At 62.8% G+C, this 20907-nt stretch carries 16 protein-coding genes, 2 tRNA genes and 1 pseudogene; 11 read left to right on the top strand and 8 right to left on the bottom strand.

The window, feature by feature from the left end; translation table 11 throughout:
* Positions 1–498 precede the first annotated feature (498 nt).
* Positions 499–1191 (top strand): annotated as a pseudogene (locus L6D77_RS27490) (methyl-accepting chemotaxis protein); the annotation flags it as partial.
* Positions 1192–1212: 21 nt separating this feature from the next.
* The gene (locus L6D77_RS27485) at positions 1213–2097 is read left to right on the top strand and encodes a methyl-accepting chemotaxis protein (RefSeq protein ID WP_373870576.1); all 885 of its coding nucleotides are present in this window, start codon (positions 1213–1215) and stop codon (positions 2095–2097) included.
* Positions 2098–2266: 169 nt separating this feature from the next.
* On the opposite strand, the gene L6D77_RS07025 is transcribed toward L6D77_RS27485, so the two are convergent.
* The 4 genes from L6D77_RS07025 to L6D77_RS07010 form a co-directional block, all read right to left on the bottom strand.
* Positions 2267–3832: an ABC transporter permease gene (locus L6D77_RS07025; RefSeq protein WP_232882511.1), complete on the bottom strand. Its 1566-nt coding sequence runs from the start codon at positions 3830–3832 to the stop codon at positions 2267–2269.
* Complete coding sequence (locus L6D77_RS07020; RefSeq protein ID WP_232882510.1) at positions 3832–4845, bottom strand: extracellular solute-binding protein; 1014 nt, start codon at positions 4843–4845, stop codon at positions 3832–3834. The genes L6D77_RS07025 and L6D77_RS07020 overlap by 1 nt, the downstream gene beginning before the upstream one ends.
* Positions 4846–5045: 200 nt before the next feature.
* A tRNA-Leu gene (locus L6D77_RS07015) sits at positions 5046–5132 on the bottom strand.
* An 86-nt stretch (positions 5133–5218) separates the two neighbouring features.
* A tRNA-Leu gene (locus L6D77_RS07010) sits at positions 5219–5305 on the bottom strand.
* A gap of 271 nt (positions 5306–5576) precedes the next feature.
* On the opposite strand from L6D77_RS07010, the gene rnr reads away from it, so the two are divergent.
* The 7 genes from rnr (at position 5577) to dnaB (ending at position 12701) form a co-directional block, all read left to right on the top strand.
* Positions 5577–8153: a ribonuclease R gene (gene rnr / locus L6D77_RS07005; protein WP_232882509.1), complete on the top strand. Its 2577-nt coding sequence runs from the start codon at positions 5577–5579 to the stop codon at positions 8151–8153.
* Positions 8150–8896, top strand: coding sequence for a 23S rRNA (guanosine(2251)-2'-O)-methyltransferase RlmB (gene rlmB / locus L6D77_RS07000; protein ID WP_232882508.1), 747 nt, complete (start codon positions 8150–8152; stop codon positions 8894–8896). Before rnr ends, rlmB begins: the two co-directional genes overlap by 4 nt.
* Before the next feature lie 241 nt (positions 8897–9137).
* Positions 9138–9563, top strand: a complete 426-nt coding sequence (gene rpsF, locus L6D77_RS06995) for a 30S ribosomal protein S6 (protein ID WP_110996123.1) — start codon at positions 9138–9140, stop codon at positions 9561–9563.
* A 28-nt stretch (positions 9564–9591) separates the two neighbouring features.
* Positions 9592–9822 (top strand): 30S ribosomal protein S18, encoded by a 231-nt coding sequence (gene rpsR / locus L6D77_RS06990; protein WP_003249563.1) that lies wholly within the window; start codon positions 9592–9594, stop codon positions 9820–9822.
* Positions 9823–9857: 35 nt separating this feature from the next.
* The gene (locus L6D77_RS06985; RefSeq protein ID WP_232882507.1) at positions 9858–10724 is read left to right on the top strand and encodes a hypothetical protein; all 867 of its coding nucleotides are present in this window, start codon (positions 9858–9860) and stop codon (positions 10722–10724) included.
* Between the two features lie 20 nt (positions 10725–10744).
* On the top strand, positions 10745–11191 hold the full coding sequence (gene rplI, locus L6D77_RS06980; protein ID WP_011535934.1) for a 50S ribosomal protein L9: 447 nt from the start codon (positions 10745–10747) through the stop codon (positions 11189–11191).
* 112 nt (positions 11192–11303) lie between these two features.
* A complete protein-coding gene (dnaB, locus tag L6D77_RS06975; protein WP_232882506.1) occupies positions 11304–12701 on the top strand; it encodes a replicative DNA helicase in 1398 nt (465 codons plus the stop codon).
* 91 nt (positions 12702–12792) lie between these two features.
* Here the strand turns inward: dnaB and L6D77_RS06970 are convergent, their stop codons facing one another.
* Positions 12793–14370, bottom strand: a complete 1578-nt coding sequence (locus L6D77_RS06970; RefSeq protein ID WP_232882619.1) for an ATP-binding cassette domain-containing protein — start codon at positions 14368–14370, stop codon at positions 12793–12795.
* Positions 14371–14636: 266 nt separating this feature from the next.
* Here L6D77_RS06970 and L6D77_RS06965 point away from each other — a divergent pair, with 266 nt between their 5' ends.
* Positions 14637–16937, top strand: a complete 2301-nt coding sequence (locus L6D77_RS06965) for a YgiQ family radical SAM protein (RefSeq protein ID WP_232882505.1) — start codon at positions 14637–14639, stop codon at positions 16935–16937.
* A gap of 121 nt (positions 16938–17058) precedes the next feature.
* On the opposite strand, the gene L6D77_RS06960 is transcribed toward L6D77_RS06965, so the two are convergent.
* On the bottom strand, positions 17059–17646 hold the full coding sequence (locus L6D77_RS06960) for an LOG family protein (protein WP_232882504.1): 588 nt from the start codon (positions 17644–17646) through the stop codon (positions 17059–17061).
* Positions 17647–17990: 344 nt separating this feature from the next.
* Between L6D77_RS06960 and azu the strand changes: the two genes are divergently transcribed.
* Positions 17991–18440, top strand: a complete 450-nt coding sequence (gene azu / locus L6D77_RS06955; RefSeq protein WP_110992991.1) for an azurin — start codon at positions 17991–17993, stop codon at positions 18438–18440.
* Positions 18441–18567: 127 nt separating this feature from the next.
* On the opposite strand, the gene nadE is transcribed toward azu, so the two are convergent.
* Both nadE and pncB read right to left on the bottom strand, forming a co-directional pair.
* Positions 18568–19395, bottom strand: coding sequence for an ammonia-dependent NAD(+) synthetase (gene nadE, locus L6D77_RS06950; RefSeq protein ID WP_232882503.1), 828 nt, complete (start codon positions 19393–19395; stop codon positions 18568–18570).
* A gap of 3 nt (positions 19396–19398) precedes the next feature.
* Complete coding sequence (pncB, locus tag L6D77_RS06945) at positions 19399–20604, bottom strand: nicotinate phosphoribosyltransferase (RefSeq protein WP_232882502.1); 1206 nt, start codon at positions 20602–20604, stop codon at positions 19399–19401.
* Positions 20605–20907 lie beyond the last annotated feature (303 nt).

The raw sequence follows: 20907 nt of genomic DNA, 5'->3' as shown, positions 1-20907 counted from the left end.
ATCGCGGCGTTTTTGTTGGTGCATCTGGGCTCAGATGCAGAAATGTCTTACGTCTCACTTCAAGTTGGCGTTTATACCTCCTGCCCCAGGCACAACCCTTGCTGTAAGAAGTCTCTGTAGATGCCATCAAAGTAATGGCGCCAGAAACACGAGGGTTACAACGTGTCTGCCATCCTTTCACTGTTACGAAGCCGCCTGTTGCGGCCTGTGTTTGTTGCGCTTGGTATCGCTCTTCTGGTGCAGGTGCTGGTTGCCGTTGCACTGACGCGGAGCACGGTCACGGCCCTGGAGGCCGATTTGGGGGAGCGCCTGGGCCATGACAGCCAGAAACTGGCCGCAGAACTGGAGCAGGCCGGCCAGGATGTGCGCGCCGGGCTCGACAGCCTCTCGGCCAGTACCCGCCAGCGCCTGAGTGCCGGCCTTTCCGAGCGGCTGCAGAGCGAGCAGCAGCAATTGCGCGCGACCCTGGAAAAGAACCTCAAGGACTCGGCCAACGACATGGCCGAGCTCTTGGCGTCGGTGGCGCCGCGCGCCATCTGGGATAACGACGTGCCGATGCTGTCGGACTTCGCCCGCCGCGCCCAACGCAACCCCAACGTCCTGTTCGTGATCTATGACGACGCCCAGGGCCAGCACCTGACCCGCTACCTCAACCGCCAGAACCCGATCAACCAGGCACTGATGGACAAGGGGCAGGGTGAGCGGGCGCTGGACAAGGTGTTGGATGCGGCGCGCAAGGACCCGTCGGTGTACTTCGTCGAAGCGTCCATCAGCCCCAATGGCGCCGAGATCGGCAAGGTGCTGATGGGAGTCTCCACGGCGGGCGTCGATCAGGAGCTCAAGGCGCTCGACCAGCGTTTTGCCGCGTTGATCGGCAGCGGCGAGCAATTGGTCGGCGACAGTCTGGTGGCTGCCGCCGCCGACAGCGGCAAGGCCCTGCGCGCGCGACTGGAAACTGCCCAGAACAGCGCCACGGCAATGCAGGCCAATACTGCGCAGACTGTGCAGGAGGCCGCCGGCGAGCTGCGCTGGCGCATCGGCCTGGGCCTGGTGCTGGTCGGGCTGGGGGTACTGCTGGTGGTCGCCGTGGTGCTTGGGCGCCGGGTGCTCAGCAAGCTGCGCCTGTTGATCGCCGCGCTCAACGACCTGGCGGCGGGTGAGGGCGACCTCACCAAGCGTGTGACCCTCGACAGCCGCGACGAAATCGGCGACATGGCATCGGCAGTCAACCGCTTCGTCGACAAGCTGCAGCCCATCGTTCGTGAGGCCGGCGAGGTGGCCCAGCGCACCGGCGTGGAGATCGGCAGCATGACCCAGCGCAACGCCGGGGCCGATGCGGCGGCGGCGCTGCAGCGCGATGAAGTGGCCGCCAGCCTGCGCGACCTGTCGAGCATGGCCGATGAGGCCCAGGCCGAAAGCCATGCCATGCAGGCTGCCTTGCAGCAGGTGGTGGATATCCGCCAGGCCACCGATGAGAACAGCCGCGCCTCCACCCAGCTGGCACGGCTGATCGAGAACCTGGCCGGTGAAGTGGAGACCGGCTCCCAGGTGATCGAGCGGCTGGCCAAGCAGAGCGAGCAGATCGAAGTGGTGCTGACGGTCATCCATGGCATCGCCGAGCAGACCAACCTGCTGGCGCTCAATGCTGCCATCGAGGCGGCCCGGGCGGGCGAGACGGGGCGTGGCTTTGCCGTGGTGGCTGACGAGGTGCGGGCGTTGGCGAGCAAGACGCAGAGTTCGACCGGCGATATCCAGTCGCACATCACCGCCTTGCAGCAGGGCGCCAAGGAGGCGGTGGCGACCATCAGCCAGGCCGGGCGCCAGGCCAGCGAAGGCTTGCTGGTGCTGCGTGACAACGAGCGGCGTCAGCAGTCGGTGCAGGCGGCGGTGGAGCAGGTGCATGCGGCGATCGGCCTGGCTACCCGCGCGGCGGAACAGCAGGCCAATGGCGCACAGGCGGTGCGTGGGCGGGTGGAGAACATCCATGCCCAGGCCGAGCGCTCGGCCGAGGTGGTGATGCAGACCACGGCCAGCAGCAAGGTGTTGGATGACCTGGCGGCGCAACTGCGCGCGAGCCTGGGGCAGTTCAGGGCTTGAGGGTGGCTGCTGCTCCTGCAGGCCCTGCGCGATCCTTGTAGGAGCGGCCTTGTGCCGCGAAAGGGCCGCAGCGCGGCCCCAGGGTTTCAGCGTTAAAGCAAATATCGCCGGGGCTGCTCTGCAGCCCTTTCGCGACACAAGGCCGCTCCTACAGGTGCGGTGTGGCTTGTCAGGCCTTGTTCAGATACATCCGCGTAGTCAGCAGATACACGGGCAACCCCGACACCAGGATCAACAGCGCCGCATAAGGCGCCGCCGCGGCAAACTCGACGTTGGCGGTATGCGCCCACACTTCGGTGGCCAGGGTGGTCATGCCGGTCGGGCTGAGCAGCAAGGTGGCGGTCAGCTCCTTCATGGCATCGAGGAACACCAGGGCAAACGCCGCCGCCATGGCCGGGAAGATGATCGGCAGGGTCACCCGGCAGAACGCCGCGAAGCTGCTCGCACCCAGTGTGCGCGCCGCCTCCTCCAATGTTGGCGAAGCCTTGTTCAGTGCCGTACGCACGGGAGACTGGGCCAGCGGCAGGAACAGCAGGGCATAGGCCAGGATCAGCAGCGCGGTGGTCTGGTACAGCGCCGGCACGTAGTGCAGGGCGAAGAACACCAGGGTCAGCGCGATCACCAGGCCCGGCAGGGCATGCAGCAGGTACGGCAGGCGCTCGGCCCAAATCGCCAGGCGACCCTTGTAGCGCACCACCAGGAAGCTGATCGGCAATGCCAGCAGCACGCAGAAACCTGCGCCGCCCAGCGACACCGACAGCGAGGTGGCCAGGGCCTTGCCGATGGCCGCCACCGGGAAGGCCGCCGAGGAGCCGACGCTCAGCCAGTAGCCAAGCATGGCCAGTGGAATACCGCTGCCCAGCACCGCCAGCGCCAGGCACAGCAGTTGCCCCAGTGGCATCCAGCCGCGCAGCTTGACCGGTTGGGCACGACGCGCCACGCCCTGACCGATCCGCACATGACGGGCCTTGCCGCGTACCCGCAGCTCGAGCCAGAGCATCACCAGGCACAGCGCCAGCAGCACCGCTGAAAGCATGGCGGCGTTGGCGTTGCTGAACTCCAGTTCGAACTGCTGGTAGATCGCCGTGGTGAAGGTCTGCAGGCCGAGGATCGACAGGGCGCCGAACTCCACCAGCATGTGCAGGGCGATCAGCAGGGCGCCGCCCAGCATCGACGGCCACAGCAGTGGCAGGGTGATCTTGCGGAACACGCCCCAGCGGCTGCAACCCAGGGTGCGGGCCGACTCTTCCAGCGCGGTGTCGAGGTTACGCAGGGTGGCGGCCACCGGCAGGAACACCAGCGGGTACTTGGACAGCGCCATCACCAGGATCGCCCCGCCCAGTCCTTCGAAGTCCGAACTCAGCGACACCCAGGTGAAGCTGCTGACGAACGACGGCACGGCGAACGGCAGGCACAGCACTACGCCCCACAAGCGCCGGCCCGGCAGGTCGCTGCGCTCCAGCAGCCAGGCCAGGGCCACCCCCACCACCAGGCACAGCGCGGTGACGCCGGCCATCAGCAGCAGGGTGTTGCGCAGCAGGCCCCAGACGAACGGGCGCCAGAGCAGGCGCAGGGCCTCGTGCCAGCCGGCTTCCCAGGCCTTGAGCCCGACATACAGCAGTGGCAGCAGGCTCATCGCCACCAGGAACAATACCGGCAGCAGCACCCACACAGACGGGCGCTTGCGCTTGGGGACGAAACGGGAGAGGGCGGGCGAGGGCAGGGCGGCGGTCATCAGAGCAGACCAACCTCGCGTTCCAGCTCGATGGCTTCCTCGGCATTGCCCAGGTCGGCCGGCGAGATCTTCGGCGGGCGCAGCTCCTCGAACGGCTTCAGGCCACGGTCCGAGACCATGCCCTTGTGCAGCGGGTATTCGGCGGTGGTCTGGGTGATCACGCGCTGGCCTTCTTCGCTGGCCATCCAGTTGAGCAGGGCCTGGGCTTCTTTCGGGTGCTTGCTGGCTTTCACCGCGGCAGCGCCAGAGATGGTCACCAGGTTGCCGGCATCGCCATCGGCCAGGTAGTACAGCTTGGAGTCGAGTTTGCCGCGTTCGCGCTCAAGGGCGTACCAGTAGTAGTTGTTGACCAGTACGGCGGCGACTTCGCCTTTTTCCACGGCCTTCAGGGCGACCATGTTGTTGGTGTAGGTCTTGCCGAAGGCTTTCAGGCCGGTCAGCCATTCCTCGGTGGCTTCGCGCCCGTGCATCTTGAGGATGGCCACGGCCTGTTCCTGGAATGCACCGCTGGTGGGCACGTAGCCGACCCGGCCTTCCCACTCGGGGCCGGCAAAGTCCATTACCGTGGTGGGCAGGTCTTTTTCGTCGATCTTCTTCGGGTTGTACACCACGACGCGGGTGCGGGCAGTGACGCCCATCCAGGTGCCGTTGGCGCCTACGTATTCCTTGGGCAGCATGTTCAGGGTGGCGTCGTCGATCTTCGCCAGCAGGCCCAGTTCGCCCAGGTTGTTCAGCGGCGGCGACTCTTCGGTGTAGATGATGTCGGCGGGCGAGCGGTCGCCTTCCTCGATGATCTGGCTGGCCAGCTGGTTGCTGCTGCCTTTGCGGATATTGATGTGGATGCCGGTCTTGGCCTCGTAGGCCTTGGCAATGGCTTCGCCGATTTCCTTGTGCTGACCGTTGTACATGGTCAGGCTGGTCGGGGTGTCTGCCAGGGCGGCCGGAGCGCCGATCACCAGGCTCAGCACTGCAGCGGCCAGGGTGCGCATCAGCGGTTGCGGGCGGATCGTCATGCGGGTACTTCCTCGCTTACGGCTACATATTTGGAAACAATGGTAAACGAAATCGTTTCTCAAATGGGCGTATGACGGGAAATTCATGGGGGTTCGCCGTGATCCGTTCTGCGCTTTCGGGAGGCATCGGCGGGGGAGAGGGGGTGAAACAAAAATCGCAGGCAAGAAAAAACCCACTAGCAAGCTAGTGGGTTTTTATATGGTGCCCAGGAGAAGACTCGAACTTCCACGACCGTTAAGTCACTGATACCTGAAACCAGCGCGTCTACCAATTCCGCCACCTGGGCAAAGCTTTGAATCATCTGGTGAGGCGACTATCGTCCGCTTTCACACAGTAGTAATAGATCCTTGGTCATCTATTACTTGAAAATCTTGGTGCCCAGGAGAAGACTCGAACTTCCACGACCGTTAAGTCACTGATACCTGAAACCAGCGCGTCTACCAATTCCGCCACCTGGGCACACATTCGAGATTACAAGATGCTTTACAGCGCCGTTCATCTCTACTACAACTTCGGGGTTGTCCGTCGTTGTGGTGCGCACTATACGGGCGGTCCTGGAGGCTGTAAAGCCCCCGAGCGAAAAAAATTTCAAAAAATTCAACTTGTTGATTCCGCTGGCCTATTACTGCCCAGCGGAGGCTGTGCTGGGGCTGTCCAAGGCTGACATTTCCGGTTTCAATACGCCTATGCCAGAATTCATATCTATATACCCCAAGGTGAACCCCTTCTGATGGCCGATTGGCAATCCCTCGATCCCGAGGCCGCTCGCGAAGCGGAAAAATACGACAATCCTATCCCCAGCCGTGAGCTGATCCTGCAGCGTCTCGCCGACCGTGGCGAACCGGCTGCCCGCGAAGAACTGGCGGCAGAGTTCGGTCTGTATGAAGAAGACCAGATCGAAGCCCTGCGTCGCCGCCTGCGCGCCATGGAGCGTGATGGCCAGCTTATCTATACCCGGCGTGGCACCTATGCCCCGGTAGACAAGCTCGACCTGATCTGCGGCCGTGTCTCCGGCCACCGCGACGGCTTCGGCTTCCTGATCCCCGACGACGGCAGCGAAGACCTGTTCCTCAGCCCCTCGCAGATGCGCCTGGTATTCGACGGTGACCGTGGCCTTGCCCGGGTCTCCGGTGTCGACCGCCGTGGCCGCCGCGAAGGTGTGCTGGTCGAAGTCATCTCCCGCGCCCACGAAAGCGTGGTCGGCCGCTACTTCGAAGAAGGCGGCATCGGCTACGTGACGCCGGACAACCCGAAGATCCAGCAGGAAGTGCTGGTGACGGCCGGGCGCAACGGCGGCGCGAAGATCGGTCAGTTCGTTTCGATCAAGATCACCCACTGGCCCACCCCGCGTTTCCAGCCGCAAGGTGATGTTGTCGAAGTGATCGGCAACTACATGGCCCCGGGCATGGAGATCGATATCGCCCTGCGCAGCTACGACATTCCCCACGTCTGGCCGCAGGACGTGATCAAGGAAGCGCGCAAGTTCCGCTCCGAAGTCGAAGAAAAGGACAAAGAGAAGCGCATCGACCTGCGTCACCTGCCGTTCGTCACCATCGACGGTGAAGACGCCCGTGACTTCGACGATGCCGTTTATTGCGAGCCGCTGGGCAAGCTGCGCCTGTTCTCGGGCGGCTGGCGCCTGTATGTGGCGATCGCTGACGTGTCCAGCTATGTGCGCCTGGGTTCCGCCCTGGACACCGAAGCCCAGCAGCGCGGTAACTCGGTGTACTTCCCGGAGCGCGTCATCCCGATGCTGCCTGAGGAGCTGTCCAACGGGCTGTGCTCGCTGAACCCGCACGTCGATCGCCTGGCCATGGTCTGTGAAATGACCATCAACAAGGCCGGCCAGATGGTCGACTACCAGTTCTACGAGGGGGTTATCCACTCCCATGCGCGCCTGACCTACAACAAGGTCAGCAGCATGCTCGAGCATTCCCGTACCCGCGAAGGCAAGGCCCTGCGCGAGGAATACAGCGCGGTCCTGCCGGACCTCAAGAGCCTGTACGCGCTGTACAAGGTGTTGCTGGCGGCCCGTCACACCCGTGGCGCGATCGACTTCGAGACCCAGGAAACCCGGATCATCTTTGGCGAAGACCGCAAGATCGACGAAATTCGCCCGACCGTGCGCAACGACGCCCACAAGCTGATCGAGGAATGCATGCTGGCGGCCAACGTCGCCACCGCCGCGTTCCTGCAAAAACACAACGTGCCGGCGCTGTACCGCGTGCACGACGGCCCGCCGCCGGAGCGCCTGGAAAAACTGCGCGCCTTCCTCGGTGAGCTGGGGCTGAGCCTGCACAAGGGCAAGGACCCGTCGCCGAAGGATTACCAGGCCCTGCTGGCGAGCATCGCCGGGCGCCCGGACTTCCACCTGATCCAGACCGTCATGCTGCGCTCGCTGAGCCAGGCGGTGTACAGCGTCGAGAACAATGGCCACTTCGGCCTCAACTACGAAGCCTACACCCACTTCACCTCGCCGATCCGTCGTTACCCGGACCTGCTGGTGCACCGGGCAATCCGCAGTGTGATCCGTTCCAAGGTCGATACCCCGCACGTCAAGCGTGCCGGCGCCATGAGCATCCCCAAGGCGCGTATCTACCCGTACGACGAGAACGCCCTCGAGCAGATGGGCGAGCAGTGCTCGATGACCGAGCGCCGTGCCGACGAAGCCACCCGTGACGTGGTCAACTGGCTCAAGTGCGAGTACATGCGTGATCGTGTCGGGGAGATCTTCCCAGGCGTGATCACCGCGGTCACCGGTTTCGGTCTGTTCATCGAACTCACCGACATCTATGTCGAAGGCCTGGTGCATGTCAGCGCCTTGCCGGGCGACTACTACCACTTCGACCCGGTTCACCATCGCCTTTCGGGCGAGCGCACTGGCCGTAGCTTCCGTCTCGGCGACACGGTCGAGGTCAAGGTCATGCGCGTCGACCTCGAGCAGCGCAAGATCGACTTCGAGATGTCCGAGCAGACCGTCACCGCACCGGTTGGCCGCAAGGCACGCGCCGGCGCTGCCGAACCGGCCGCCCAGCAGGCACCTGCCGCCGAAGCGAAAATCTCGCCCAAGCCGCGCAGCCGCAAGGGCGAAACCGCCGATGCCTACTTCCCGAAAGACGCCGTCCAGCGTAACGCCGAAGTGCGCAAGAGCCGCGAGATGAAGAAAGCGCTGATGAGCGATGCGCGCACCGGGCATGCCACCAGCAAGTCGGAAAAAGGCAGCAAGTCGTCTACCGGCAAGCCGACCAAGCATCGCAAGGGGCCGTCGAAGTCCGGCGCGCCACGTAAAGGCAAGAACAAGTCATGAGTCAGCTGGAAAAAATCTACGGCGTGCACGCCGTCCAGGCGCTGCTGCAGCACCATCCCAAGCGGGTCAAGCAGATCTGGCTGTCGGAAGGCCGCAGCGAACCGCGCCTGCAGACCTTGCTGGCCCTGGCCGCGGAAAACCGCGTCCAGGTCGGCCAGGCCGAGCGCCGTGAGCTCGATGCCTGGGTCGAGGGCGTGCACCAGGGCGTAGTGGCCGAGGTGAGCCCAAGCCAGGTGTGGGGTGAGTTGATGCTCGAAGAGTTGCTCGAGCGCACCGAAACCCCGCCGCTGATCCTGGTGCTCGACGGTGTCACCGACCCGCACAACCTCGGCGCCTGCCTGCGCACCGCCGATGCCGCGGGCGCTACCGCGGTGGTGATCCCCAAGGACAAGTCGGCAAGCCTGACCGCCGTGGTGCGCAAGGTCGCCTGCGGCGCCGCCGAAGTGATCCCGCTGGTGGCCGTGACCAACCTTGCCCGCACCCTGGAAAAGCTCCAGCAGCGCGGGCTGTGGGTGGTCGGTACCGCCGGCGAGGCCGAGCAGGAGATCTACCAGCAGGACCTGACCGGTCCACTGGTGATGATCATGGGTGCCGAAGGCAAGGGCATGCGTCGCCTGACCCGCGAGCACTGCGATTTCCTGGTCAAGCTGCCGATGGCCGGCAGCGTCAGCAGCCTGAACGTTTCGGTCGCGACCGGTGTATGTCTATTCGAGGCAGTGAGGCAGCGCGGCCTTCGGCCTTGAGCTTCAAGTTGCAAGCTGTAAGAAAAGCAGAATCGAGGTCTCACTGCTTTCAACTTGCAGCTTGCCGCTTGTAACTTGGAGCTTCACCCTCCTTGCTTGTCCCCCCGGCCTTCTCTACAATTGCGCCCCTTGCCAGCTGGCCGGTGCGCATGCGCCTACACGCCGGGGCAAGACTTACAGTGTCATTCACTCCTTGTCTGACCAGATTCGCTGGCAGACTACTAACCCGTAAGGAGCATTCATGCGTCATTACGAAATCATCTTCCTGGTCCACCCGGATCAGAGCGAGCAAGTCGGCGGCATGGTTGAGCGTTACACCAAGCTGATCGAAGAAGATGGTGGCAAGATCCACCGCCTGGAAGACTGGGGCCGTCGTCAACTGGCCTACGCAATCAACAATGTTCACAAGGCTCACTACGTGATGCTGAACGTTGAGTGCACCGGCAAGGCCCTGGCCGAGCTGGAAGACAACTTCCGCTACAACGATGCCGTGATCCGTAACCTGGTCATCCGTCGTGACGAAGCCGTTACCGGCCCGTCCGAGATGCTCAAGGCAGAAGAGAACCGCAGCGAGCGCCGTGAGCGTCGCGAACGTCCTGACAGTGCTGATGGCGTCGATGGCGACGACAGCAATGACAGCGACAACAGCGATAACGCTGACGAGTAATCCACGGACCTTTTGAGGAGCCAATCACATGGCACGTTTCTTCCGTCGTCGTAAATTCTGCCGCTTCACTGCTGAAGACGTGAAAGAGATCGACTTCAAAGATCTCAACACCCTGAAAGCTTACGTATCCGAAACCGGCAAGATCGTTCCAAGCCGCATCACCGGTACCAAAGCTCGTTATCAGCGTCAGCTGGCTACCGCTATCAAGCGCGCCCGCTTCCTGGCCCTGCTGCCCTACACCGACAGCCACGGCCGCTGAGACCGGGTCGTCGACTTAAGTAGCAAGGGATAAGCATGCGAGCGTTGGCAAGTTTCATCATGCGCGGTCGTGTGCAGGCCACCTTCGTGGTGGTCATCAGTGCGGTACTGCCGCTGCTGTTCTGGTTGAGTGCCGCCGCCGGGAGCCTGGTGTTCCTGCGGCGCGGTTTCAAGGATGCTTCATCGGTCATCGCCTGGGGCCTGTTGCCAGCGGTGGTCATGTGGTACTTCGGCGAACCCAGCACCTTGCTGGTGTTTTTGGGAACGCTGGGCCTGGCTGCGCTGTTGCGTGCCGGGCATTCCTGGACCCGGGTATTGTTGTCCAGTGTCGTATTAGGCTTGCTGTACAGCCTGATCCTGGATGCGGTGCTGCGCGACACCTTCGAGGTGTTGGCCAAGGCGCTTGAAAAAGCCCTGCCACAGTTCGAAGGCAAACCGGTACTACCTGGTGAGCTGATCGGCCCTTTGCTGGTCGCTTCCAGTGCGGTAATGCTGCAGCTGTTCAGCCTGCTGGCTTTGATGCTGGCGCGCTATTGGCAGGCTGCGTTGTACAACCCCGGTGGTTTCGGGCGCGAGTTTCGCGAACTGAGGCTGCCGCTGGTGCCCATGCTGGCACTGGTGTCGCTGATGGCGCTGGGTCCGTTTATCGGGTCGCAGTTCATCGTGCTGGCATCAGCTTCCAGCCTGGTACTGCTTCTGGCTGGCATCGCCCTGATTCATGGGTTGGTGGCGCAGGGGCGACTGGCCGGGTTCTGGCTGGTGGGGATGTACGTGACGCTGCCGCTGCTCATGCAGCTGATGTATCCGTTGCTCGTGGTTTTGGCCATTGTCGACAGCCTGATTGATTTTCGCGGTCGCAAGTCCCCTTCGCAGGGTGACGATTCCGCGAACGGTGAAGGTTAAAAGTTAAGAGGTTTTACCAAATGGAACTGATCCTGCTGGAAAAAGTCGCCAACCTGGGCAACCTGGGCGACAAAGTAAACGTTAAGGCCGGTTACGGCCGTAACTTCCTGCTGCCGTTCGGCAAGGCCACCGTTGCCAACGCCGCCAACCTGGCCGCGTTCGAAGAGCGCCGCGCTGAGCTGGAAAAAGCCGCAGCAGACAAGAAAGCATCGGCTGAAAGCCGCGCTGCCCAACTGGCCGAGCTGGAAGTGACCATCACTGCCACCGCTGGCGACGAAGGCAAGCTGTTCGGTTCGATCGGCACCCACGACATCGCTGACGCCCTGACCGCCTCCGGCGTTGAAGTGGCCAAGGCTGAAGTTCGTCTGCCGAACGGCACCATCCGTCAGGTTGGCGAATACGACGTAGCCGTGCACCTGCACAGCGACGTTGAAGCCACCGTACGTGTGGTCGTCGTAGCTGCCTAAGCTGCGCAATCGGCTGGTCCCTCGCGGGTCAGGCGGTTAACATCGGGCACGGTCCTGTTTCTTGCAGGCCGTGCCCTTTGTCTTTTTCATCTACCAGAATTCTTTCGTGGCCATGAACGAGATTACCCATCCCGAACAGCTCGACCTGCAAACCGCTGCCCTGAAGGTGCCGCCGCATTCCATCGAGGCCGAACAGGCCGTGCTCGGTGGCCTGATGCTGGACAACAACGCCTGGGAGAAGGTGCTGGACCAGGTGTCGGATGGCGATTTCTATCGGCATGACCACCGCCTGATCTTCCGCGCCATCCACAAGCTGGTCGACGCCAACCACCCGTTCGACGTGGTGACCCTGCACGAGCAGCTGGACAAGGAAGGTGTTTCCACCCAGGTCGGCGGCCTGGCCTATCTGGCCGAGCTGGCCAAGAACACCCCGTCGGTGGCCAACATCAAGGCCTACGCCGCGATCATTCGCGAGCGGGCCACGCTGCGCCAGCTGATCAGCATCAGTACCGACATCGCCGACAACGCCTTCAACCCCCAGGGGCGCAACGCCGAAGAGATCCTCGATGACGCCGAGCGGCAGATCTTCCAGATCGCCGAAGCGCGGCCGAAGACCGGCGGCCCGGTGGGCGTCAACGAGCTGTTGACCAAGGCCATCGACCGCATCGACACGCTGTTCAACTCCGACAGCGACATCACCGGTGTCTCCACCGGTTATACCGACCTCGACGAGAAGACCAGCGGCCTGCAGGCTGCCGACCTGATCATCGTTGCCGGCCGTCCGTCGATGGGCAAGACCACCTTCGCCATGAACCTGGTGGAGAACGCCGTACTGCGCAGCGACAAGGTGGTGCTGGTGTTCTCCCTCGAGATGCCAGGTGAATCGCTGATCATGCGTATGCTCTCGTCCCTCGGCCGCATCGACCAGACCAAGGTGCGTTCCGGCCAGCTGGACGACGACGACTGGCCGCGCCTCACGTCCGCGGTCAACCTGCTCAACGACCGCAAGCTGTTCATCGACGATACCGCCGGCATCAGCCCCTCGGAAATGCGTGCCCGTACCCGCCGCCTGGCCCGTGAGCACGGCGAGATCGCCATGATCATGGTCGACTACCTGCAGCTGATGCAGATCCCGGGCTCTGCCGGTGACAACCGTACCAACGAGATCTCCGAGATCTCCCGCTCGTTGAAAGCCCTGGCCAAGGAATTCAACTGCCCGGTGATCGCCCTGTCGCAGCTCAACCGCTCCCTGGAACAGCGCCCCAACAAGCGCCCGGTCAACTCCGACCTGCGTGAATCCGGTGCAATCGAGCAGGACGCCGACGTGATCATGTTCGTCTACCGCGACGAGGTGTATCACCCCGAGACCGAGCACAAGGGCGTGGCCGAGATCATCATCGGTAAACAGCGTAACGGCCCCATCGGCTTCATCCGCCTGGCGTTCATCGGCAAGTACACCCGCTTCGAGAACCTCGCGCCGGGCATGTACAACTTCGACGACGACGAGTAACTGGCTCGCCCCTTCACCGGCGGTACGGTCATTGTGGGGGCCGGCTTGCCGGTGAAGACGCCGGTCCGGCCTCTACAAAGCGATGCCTCGGCTACTGTTCGACGATCTTGCCGTCCCTCAACCAAATCACCCGGTCGAAACGCTGAAGCGCCTCCTGATCATGGGTGACGCAAATAAGCCCGCGACCGGCAAGCGACTCGAACAACAGGTCCCAAGTGCGTCTTGCCAAGTCATCATCCAAGCCGCTGGTGGGCTCGTCGAACAGGTTGTAGTCGCCGGGGCGATTGAGCACGCGCAACAGTGTCAGTCGCCGAGCCTCGCCCCCGGAAATACTCTCACCTCGGCTATCCAGCTCACGCTCGTACCAGCCATCGCGCAGATCGAGAGCTTCCAGCCAGCACTCTACCTGGCCGCGATCATGGGCATGATCGAACAGTACCGATCGTGGCAATTGGCCCGGAATGAAGCGAGGGCCCTGCGGGCAGAGGCGCAAGCGGGTGAACTGTTCGGAGGCTTCGAACTGAGCCAGGCATCTGCCATCCAGTTGCAAGTGCTGGCGTATGGGGCCAAGCGTGCCGGCCAACGCCTGAAGAAGCGTCGATTTGCCAGAGCCGCTCGCGCCAGCCAGTGCAACCCGTTCACCTTTGCGGATTAACAGCGGATTTTCCAATTGCAATCGTACTTCTGCGTGTTCGTGCAATGTGCAGGGGGTCAGCAACAAGCCGCATTGCTCATTCATGTCGGGCTGTGTTGCAGACTCGGTCGCCCCGAACTTCGGTAGGCTTAACCAATGTTCCAGCTTGCGCTTGTCCAGACGATATTGATCGAGCATGCGCCAGCCCTCTGCCAGTTGCGCGACGCCCGCCAGCAGTCCGCTCACCAGTGTGAATAACGCCACCAGTTCCCCGAGGCTCAGTGATGGGGTCGTGTGTGTCTGGTCATAGGTTCCCCACGCAAGCAACCCTCCGCTGCCCAGGCCAATGAACGCGATACGTAAGCCGAGCAGCCAGCCGCCAGAGGTCGCCACCCGCACTGCCGCGTCGGCGTACCCGCTGAGCGTTTGGAGTACTGGTTGCATCGCGGCCTCTTCAGCACGCTCAAGCTTGACCGTTGCCGCAGTGGCAAACGTATCCACCCACTGCTCGGCCAGTTCATCCTCGCGCTCATTCACGGTTTCGATGTGCGGGCGCCGCCAGCGCACCATGCGATTGTTTAACCACAGGTAGGCCAGACTCAAGGGCGCCAAGCCAAGAAGCACGCTCGCGGCGCCCAGATACAGAAACAGGCCGGTCAGTACCAGTGCTTCTGCCAGCACCGGCCACGCCGAGCCAATCAAAAAGCCGAACCAGCGCTCTTGTGCGGTTATGCCTCTGTCCAGAACCTTTACCAGAGTGCCGCCATGCAACTGGCCATATGCCTCGAAACGCTTGTCGAGCAATGTTCGGCACCATCTGGCTGACATTTGCCTGACCTGCTCTTGGCAAAGTCGTGCCAGGCACCAGGCCTGCAAGGGGGTAAGCAGTGACTGCAAGCCGACCAGGCATAGAAATGCCACAAGCAGATTGATGACGGCCGCAGAGGATCCTCCTCTAGAGAGATCATCGATGATGTCGGCGAGGATCAATGCCGGGACCAGGGTGGCGACTTTCAGGGCAAGTGTTGCCGCCATGGCCACGCTAGCGTCCTTGTACGTAGGCATGAAGTTCTACTCGGCGGGCTGGAGAGGCCGATTTCTAGCATTGCGTAACTGGCGGGCTCAATGCTGTGGATGTGGGCATGGTGCAAGAGCGTTCGTAGGTATTTGCCTAAAGGGTAAGGCTTGTGAAGTCGTGAAGAATCACAGCAAGGTTTCCGACCACCACCGTCGGATTTGGTCAAAATTTGTGCTATATTCCGCGCCCGCGATTTCCCTGTACACCAGAACCGGTCACTGACATGCAAGCAGCCAAACCACTCTACGACTATCCCAAGTACTGGGCCGAATGCTTCGGGCCAGCGCCGTTCCTGCCAATGAGCAGGGAGGAGATGGATCAGCTCGGCTGGGATTCCTGCGACATCATCATCGTGACCGGGGACGCCTACGTCGACCATGCGTCGTTCGGCATGGCCATCATCGGCCGCCTGCTCGAGGCCCAGGGCTTCCGGGTGGGCATCATCGCCCAGCCGAACTGGCAGTCCAAGGACGACTTCATGAAGCTCGGCGAGCCGAACCTGTTCTTCGGCGTCGCGGCCGGCAACATGGACTCGATGATCAATCGCTACACCGCGGACAAGAAGATCCGTTCCGACGACGCCTACACCCCCGGCGGCCTGGCCGGCAAGCGCCCGGACCGCGCCAGCCTGGTGTACAGCCAGCGCTGCAAGGAAGCCTACAAGCACGTGCCGATCGTGCTCGGCGGCATCGAGGCCTCGCTGCGCCGCATCGCGCACTATGACTACTGGCAGGACAAGGTCCGCCACTCGATCCTGGTGGACGCCAGCGCCGACATCCTGCTGTACGGCAACGCCGAGCGGGCCATTGTCGAAGTCGCCCAGCGCCTGTCCCAGGGCGAGCACATCGAGCAGATCACCGACGTGCGCGGCACGGCGTTCATCCGCCGCGACACGCCACAGGGCTGGTACGAGATCGACTCCACCCGCATCGACCGCCCAGGTCGGGTCGACAAGATCATCAACCCCTACGTCAACACCCAGGACACCCAGGCCTGTGCCATCGAGCAGGCCAAGGGCGAGCAGGACGACCCGAACGAAGCCAAGGTGGTGCAGATCCTCGACAGCCCGCAGATTACCCGCGAAAAGTCGGTGATCCGCCTGCCATCGTTCGAAAAGGTGCGCAACGACCCGGTGCTCTATGCCCACGCCAACCGCGTGCTGCACCTGGAGACCAACCCCGGCAACGCCCGCGCCCTGGTGCAGAAGCACGGCGAGGTGGACGTGTGGTTCAACCCGCCACCCATCCCCATGACCACCGAAGAAATGGACTACGTGTTCGGCATGCCCTACGCGCGCATCCCGCATCCGGCCTACGGCAAGGAGCGTATCCCGGCCTACGAGATGATCCGTTTCTCGGTGAACATCATGCGTGGCTGCTTCGGTGGCTGCACCTTCTGCTCGATCACCGAGCACGAAGGCCGGATCATCCAGAACCGTTCCCACGAGTCGATCCTGCACGAAATCGAAGAGATGCGTGACAAGGTGCCGGGCTTCACCGGGGTGGTTTCCGACCTTGGCGGCCCGACCGCCAACATGTACCGCATCGCCTGCAAGAGCCACGAGATCGAGAAACACTGCCGCAAGCCGTCGTGCGTGTTCCCCGGTATCTGCGAGAACCTCAACACCGACCACAGCTCGCTGATCGAGCTGTACCGCAAGGCCCGTGCCTTGCCGGGGGTGAAGAAGATCCTGATCGCCTCGGGCCTGCGCTACGACCTGGCGGTGGAATCGCCTGAGTACGTGCGCGAGCTGGTGACCCACCACGTGGGTGGCTACCTGAAGATTGCCCCGGAGCACACCGAGCGCGGCCCGCTGGACAAGATGATGAAGCCGGGCATCGGCACCTACGACCGCTTCAAGCGCATGTTCGAGAAGTTCTCGAAAGAGGCGGGCAAGGAGCAGTACCTGATCCCGTACTTCATCGCCGCCCACCCGGGCACCACCGACGAAGACATGATGAACCTGGCCCTGTGGCTCAAGGGCAACGGCTTCCGCGCCGACCAGGTGCAGGCGTTCTACCCGTCGCCCATGGCCTCGGCCACGGCCATGTACCACTCGGGCAAGAACCCGCTGCGCAAGGTCACCTACAAGAGCGAAGGGGTGGAGATCGTCAAGAGCGAGGAGCAGCGCCGCCTGCACAAGGCGTTCCTGCGCTACCACGACCCGAAGGGCTGGCCGATGCTGCGTGAAGCGCTGGAGCGCATGGGCCGCGCCGACCTGATCGGCCCGGGCAAGCACCAGCTGATCCCGCTGCACCAGCCGCAGACCGACAGCTACCAGAGTGCCCGGCGCAAGAACTCCACCCCGGCCGGCAGCCACAAGGTGGGCAAGGACCAGAAGATCCTCACCCAGCACACTGGCCTGCCGCCGCGTGCCAGCGATGGCAGCAAGCCGTGGGACAAGCGCGAGAAGGCCAAGGCCGAAGCGTTCGCCCGCAACCAGCAGGCGGCCAAGGAGCGCAAAGAGGCGGCCAAGGGTGGCGGCAAGGGCAAGAAGCCGCGTCAGCCAGTCATTCCGCGCTGATCGTAGAAGGGGCCGCGTTGCGGCCCATCGCCGGCAAGCCGGCTCCCACAAGGGCAAGGCATGTGCAGCACCTGTGGGAGCCGGCTTGCCGGCGATGGGCTGCAGCGCAGCCCCTTTTCGATTAATCCGGCTTTTTGTCGACCCACTTCGGCAACACGGGTGATTCAAACCGGTCCATCCCCTCCAGCAGCTCATCCGGCTGCTGCCCCAGCAACAGCATCGCCCGGTGCTGTGGCCGTACGAAGCCTTCCTCGACGATATGGTCGAGGAACCCGCCCAGCTTTTCATAGAAGCCATTCACGTCGAGCAAGCCCAGCGGCTTGGCGTGATAACCCAGCTGCCCCCAGGTCCACACCTCGAACAGCTCCTCCAGCGTCCCCAGCCCGCCCGGCAGGGCGATGAAGGCATCGCTCAGCTCAGCCATGCGCGCCTTGCGCGCGTGCATGCCGTCCACCACTTCCAGGCGGGTCAGGCCCTTATGGCCGATTTCGGCGTTCATCAGGCTTTCGGGGATGATCCCGACCACTTCACCACCCGCGGCCAGGGCGGCGTCGGCGACGGTGCCCATCAGGCCCACCGCGCCACCGCCATAGACCAGCGTCAGGCCCCGGCGGGCGATGGCCTGGCCCAGGGCGATGGCCGCTTCACGGTAGGCGGGGTTGGCGCCGATACTGGCGCCACAGAACACACAAACGGAACGTACAGGCATGGCTTGTCTCCCTTCACAGGGGGCACAGGGTAAAGCTCAAGCCCGGCACTTCCAAGGCTATTCACTCAGGGCGGGAGAATTCGCAGGCCGCGCCGGTGGCGCCCTGGGCGTAGGCGGCGAGCAGGCTGTTCATGAAACTTGAGAGGGACATTTCAGTTACTCCTAAATGAAAGGTTGTCCCATCGTCTATCAAGAGGGCATGATGTGCTCTTTGATTGGTTGTATACAATCCATTGAACAATTCAACTGGCTGGCCACTTGACACCCCTTGACCCACATCAGGGCTGGGTTGCATGGTTTCAGGCAGTCTCGCAATTGATAAAACCCTGCCAAGGAGATTCATGATGTTTGCGAAAGCTGTAGCGGTATCCCTGCTGACCCTCGCCAGCGCCTCTGTCTTTGCAGCCGAATGCTCGGTCACTGTCGAGTCGACTGACCAGATGTCCTACACCAGCAAAGAATTCACCGTCGACAAGAGCTGCAAAGAGTTCACCGTCAAGCTGACCCACTCGGGCAGCCTGCCGAAGAACGTCATGGGCCACAACCTGGTGATCAGCAAGACTGCCGACATGCAGGCGATCGCCACCGAAGGCATGAGCCAGGGCATCGACAAGGGTTACTTGAAAGCCGACAACGCCAACATCATCGCCCACACCGCGATGATCGGCGCGCCTGAGAAAGAAACCGAAGTGAAGTTCGACACCTCGAAGCTCGAAGCCGGTGGCGACTACAGCTTCTTCTGCACCTTCCCGGGCCACATCTCGATGATGAAGGGCAAGGTTGTCGTCAAGTAACGACAGTCTGAGAGCTGGGAGGGCTTTGCCCTCCATTCGCGGCACAAGGCCGCTCCTACAGGTTTAGTGCAATCCCTGTAGGAGCGGCCTTGTGCCGCGATGGGCCGCAAAGCGGCCCCATTAGCCATCAAGGTGCGAACGGCAGTTCGCGCTTGTGCTGGGTCTTGCGGTAGGTGCCGACGATGATGTCGAACGCTGCCTGATCAACCGGCTGGCCATGCAGGAAGGCATCGATCTGCTGGTAAGTGACGCCATGGGACGCCTCGTCCGGCTTGCCCGGCTCCAGGTCTTCAAGGTCCGCGGTCGGCACTTTCTCCACCAGCGACTCTGGCGCGCCAAAGCTGCGCGCAATGGCCCGCACCTGGTTCTTCACCAGCCCGCTCAGCGGCGCCAGGTCACAGGCACCATCGCCGAACTTGGTAAAGAAGCCCATCACCGCCTCGGCAGCGTGGTCGGTACCGATCACCAGGCCCGCGCGGGCGCCGGCGATGGTGTACTGCGCCACCATGCGCATGCGCGCCTTGGTATTGCCGACGACGAAGTCCACCAGGCTCGGCGAGCCACCTTCCAGTGCCTTTACCTCAATGGCCAGGGCGCGTACCGCCGGGGCGATGTCGACGGTGTGCACTTCATCGGCCTTGATCACGTCCAGGCAGGCCTGGGCGTCGTGCTCATCGTGCTGCACCTGGTACGGCAGGCGCACGGCAATGAAGGTGTAGGCCTTGTCGCCCGTCTCGCTGCGCAGCTCGTGGATGGCGCGCTGGGCAAGCAGGGCGGCGGTCAGCGAATCGACGCCGCCGCTGATGCCCAGCACCAGGGTCTTGAGCCGGGCGTTGGCCAGGCAATCCTTGATGAACGCCACGCGCCGGGCCACTTCCTGCTCGAGGGCGGCGGTATCGGCGAAGGGGGGCTGCACCTTGAGCGCCTGGGCAATCTCCTGCTGAACGGCTTGCATGGGTTACTCCTTGCTGGGGATTTTGAATACGTGACGCAGGTAGGCGACGAAGTTCTGGTCGCGGCACTGGGTCTTGGCGGCTTCGTCGGAGATCTTCGCCACTGGCGAGCCGTTGCAGTCGGTCATTTTAAGCACGATGTTCATGGGCGCCACACCGGGGATATCGCAGGTCAGGTTGGTGCCGATGCCAAAGCTGACGTTGATCCGACCGCGCAGGGCACGGAAGATATCCAGCGAACGGGTCGGGTTCAGGCCATCGGAGAACACCAGGGTCTTGGTCATCGGGTCGACACCCAGCTTCTGGTAATGGGCGATGGCTTTCTCGGCCCAGGCCACCGGCTCGCCCGAGTCATGGCGCAGGCCGTCGAACAGCTTGGCGAAGTACAGGTCGAAATCCTTCAGGAAGGCATCCATGGTGATGCAGTCGGTCAGGGCGATGCCCAGCAGCCCGCGGTACTCGCGCACCCAGCAGTCCAGCGCGGCGATCTGGCTGTCGATCAGCCGCGGGCCGAGCTGCTGGTGGGCCATGAACCATTCGTGGGCCATGGTGCCCAGCGGCTTGATATCCAGTTTCCATGCCAGGTCGACGTTGCTGGTGCCGACGAAACGGGCCGGGAAGTCATCGCGCAGCACCCGCACCACTTCTTCCTGCACCCGGCTGGAAAAGCGCCGGCGGGTGCCGAAGTCGGCCACCTGCAGTTCGGCCAGTTCGTCATCACTGGCATGGGCGCGCAGCCAGTCGAACTTGCGGTGCAGCTGGTCACGGGCCTCGGCCAGGCGCATGTGGGGGTGCAGGTGGCGGTTGCGCACCTCGCTGATGATCGCCAGCAGCGGTATTTCGAAGAGGATCACGTGCAGCCATGGGCCACGCAGGCGCAGGCTCAGCTGGTCATTTTCGATACCGAGGTGCACATAGCGCAGGTTGAAGCGGAACAGCCGCAGAAAACGCAGGAAGTCGGGCTTGAGGAAGCTGATGCGCTCGAGGAAGGCCAGCTGGCCATCATCCAGGGTGAGTTCGCTGAGCAGTTCCAGCTGGTGGCGGATCTCGCCCAGGTAGGGGCGCAGGTCTTCGCCATTGCGGCAGCGAAACTCCCATTCGACGTCGGCGTCCGGGTAGTTGTGCAGCACGGCCTGCATCATCGTCAGCTTGTAGAAGTCGGTGTCGAGCAGGTTGTGCACGATGCGCTCGGCGAATGCGCTCTCGCTCATGTAAAGCTCCAGGTCGGCGGCGCCCGCTTTGAACGGTGCAAGCGCGCGTGAATGGTGGCCATTGTGCCAGTGTTTGGGCCAGCCATGAGCAAAATGGCCGGGGCTTTCGATCCACCCAGGCGAGTTTTCCGTGCACCGGCTAGCCTTCAAACGGTGCTGCCTGTAGCAGTCGCGCACCAGCGGTGTGCAGTTCGGTGACGTCGGCTGTTACAGGGCGGTTGCACGTTAACACTTGCAAGGGTTGCAATGATGGCACTCGACGGTTGCTCCTTGTCTAGGCGTTTGGGTGGCGCTCACCCTGCG

Origin of the sequence: Pseudomonas parasichuanensis (assembly GCF_021601385.1) — a bacterium.
GTDB classification, from domain to species: domain Bacteria; phylum Pseudomonadota; class Gammaproteobacteria; order Pseudomonadales; family Pseudomonadaceae; genus Aquipseudomonas; species Aquipseudomonas parasichuanensis.
This window is presented reverse-complemented; position numbering and strand designations above follow the sequence as displayed.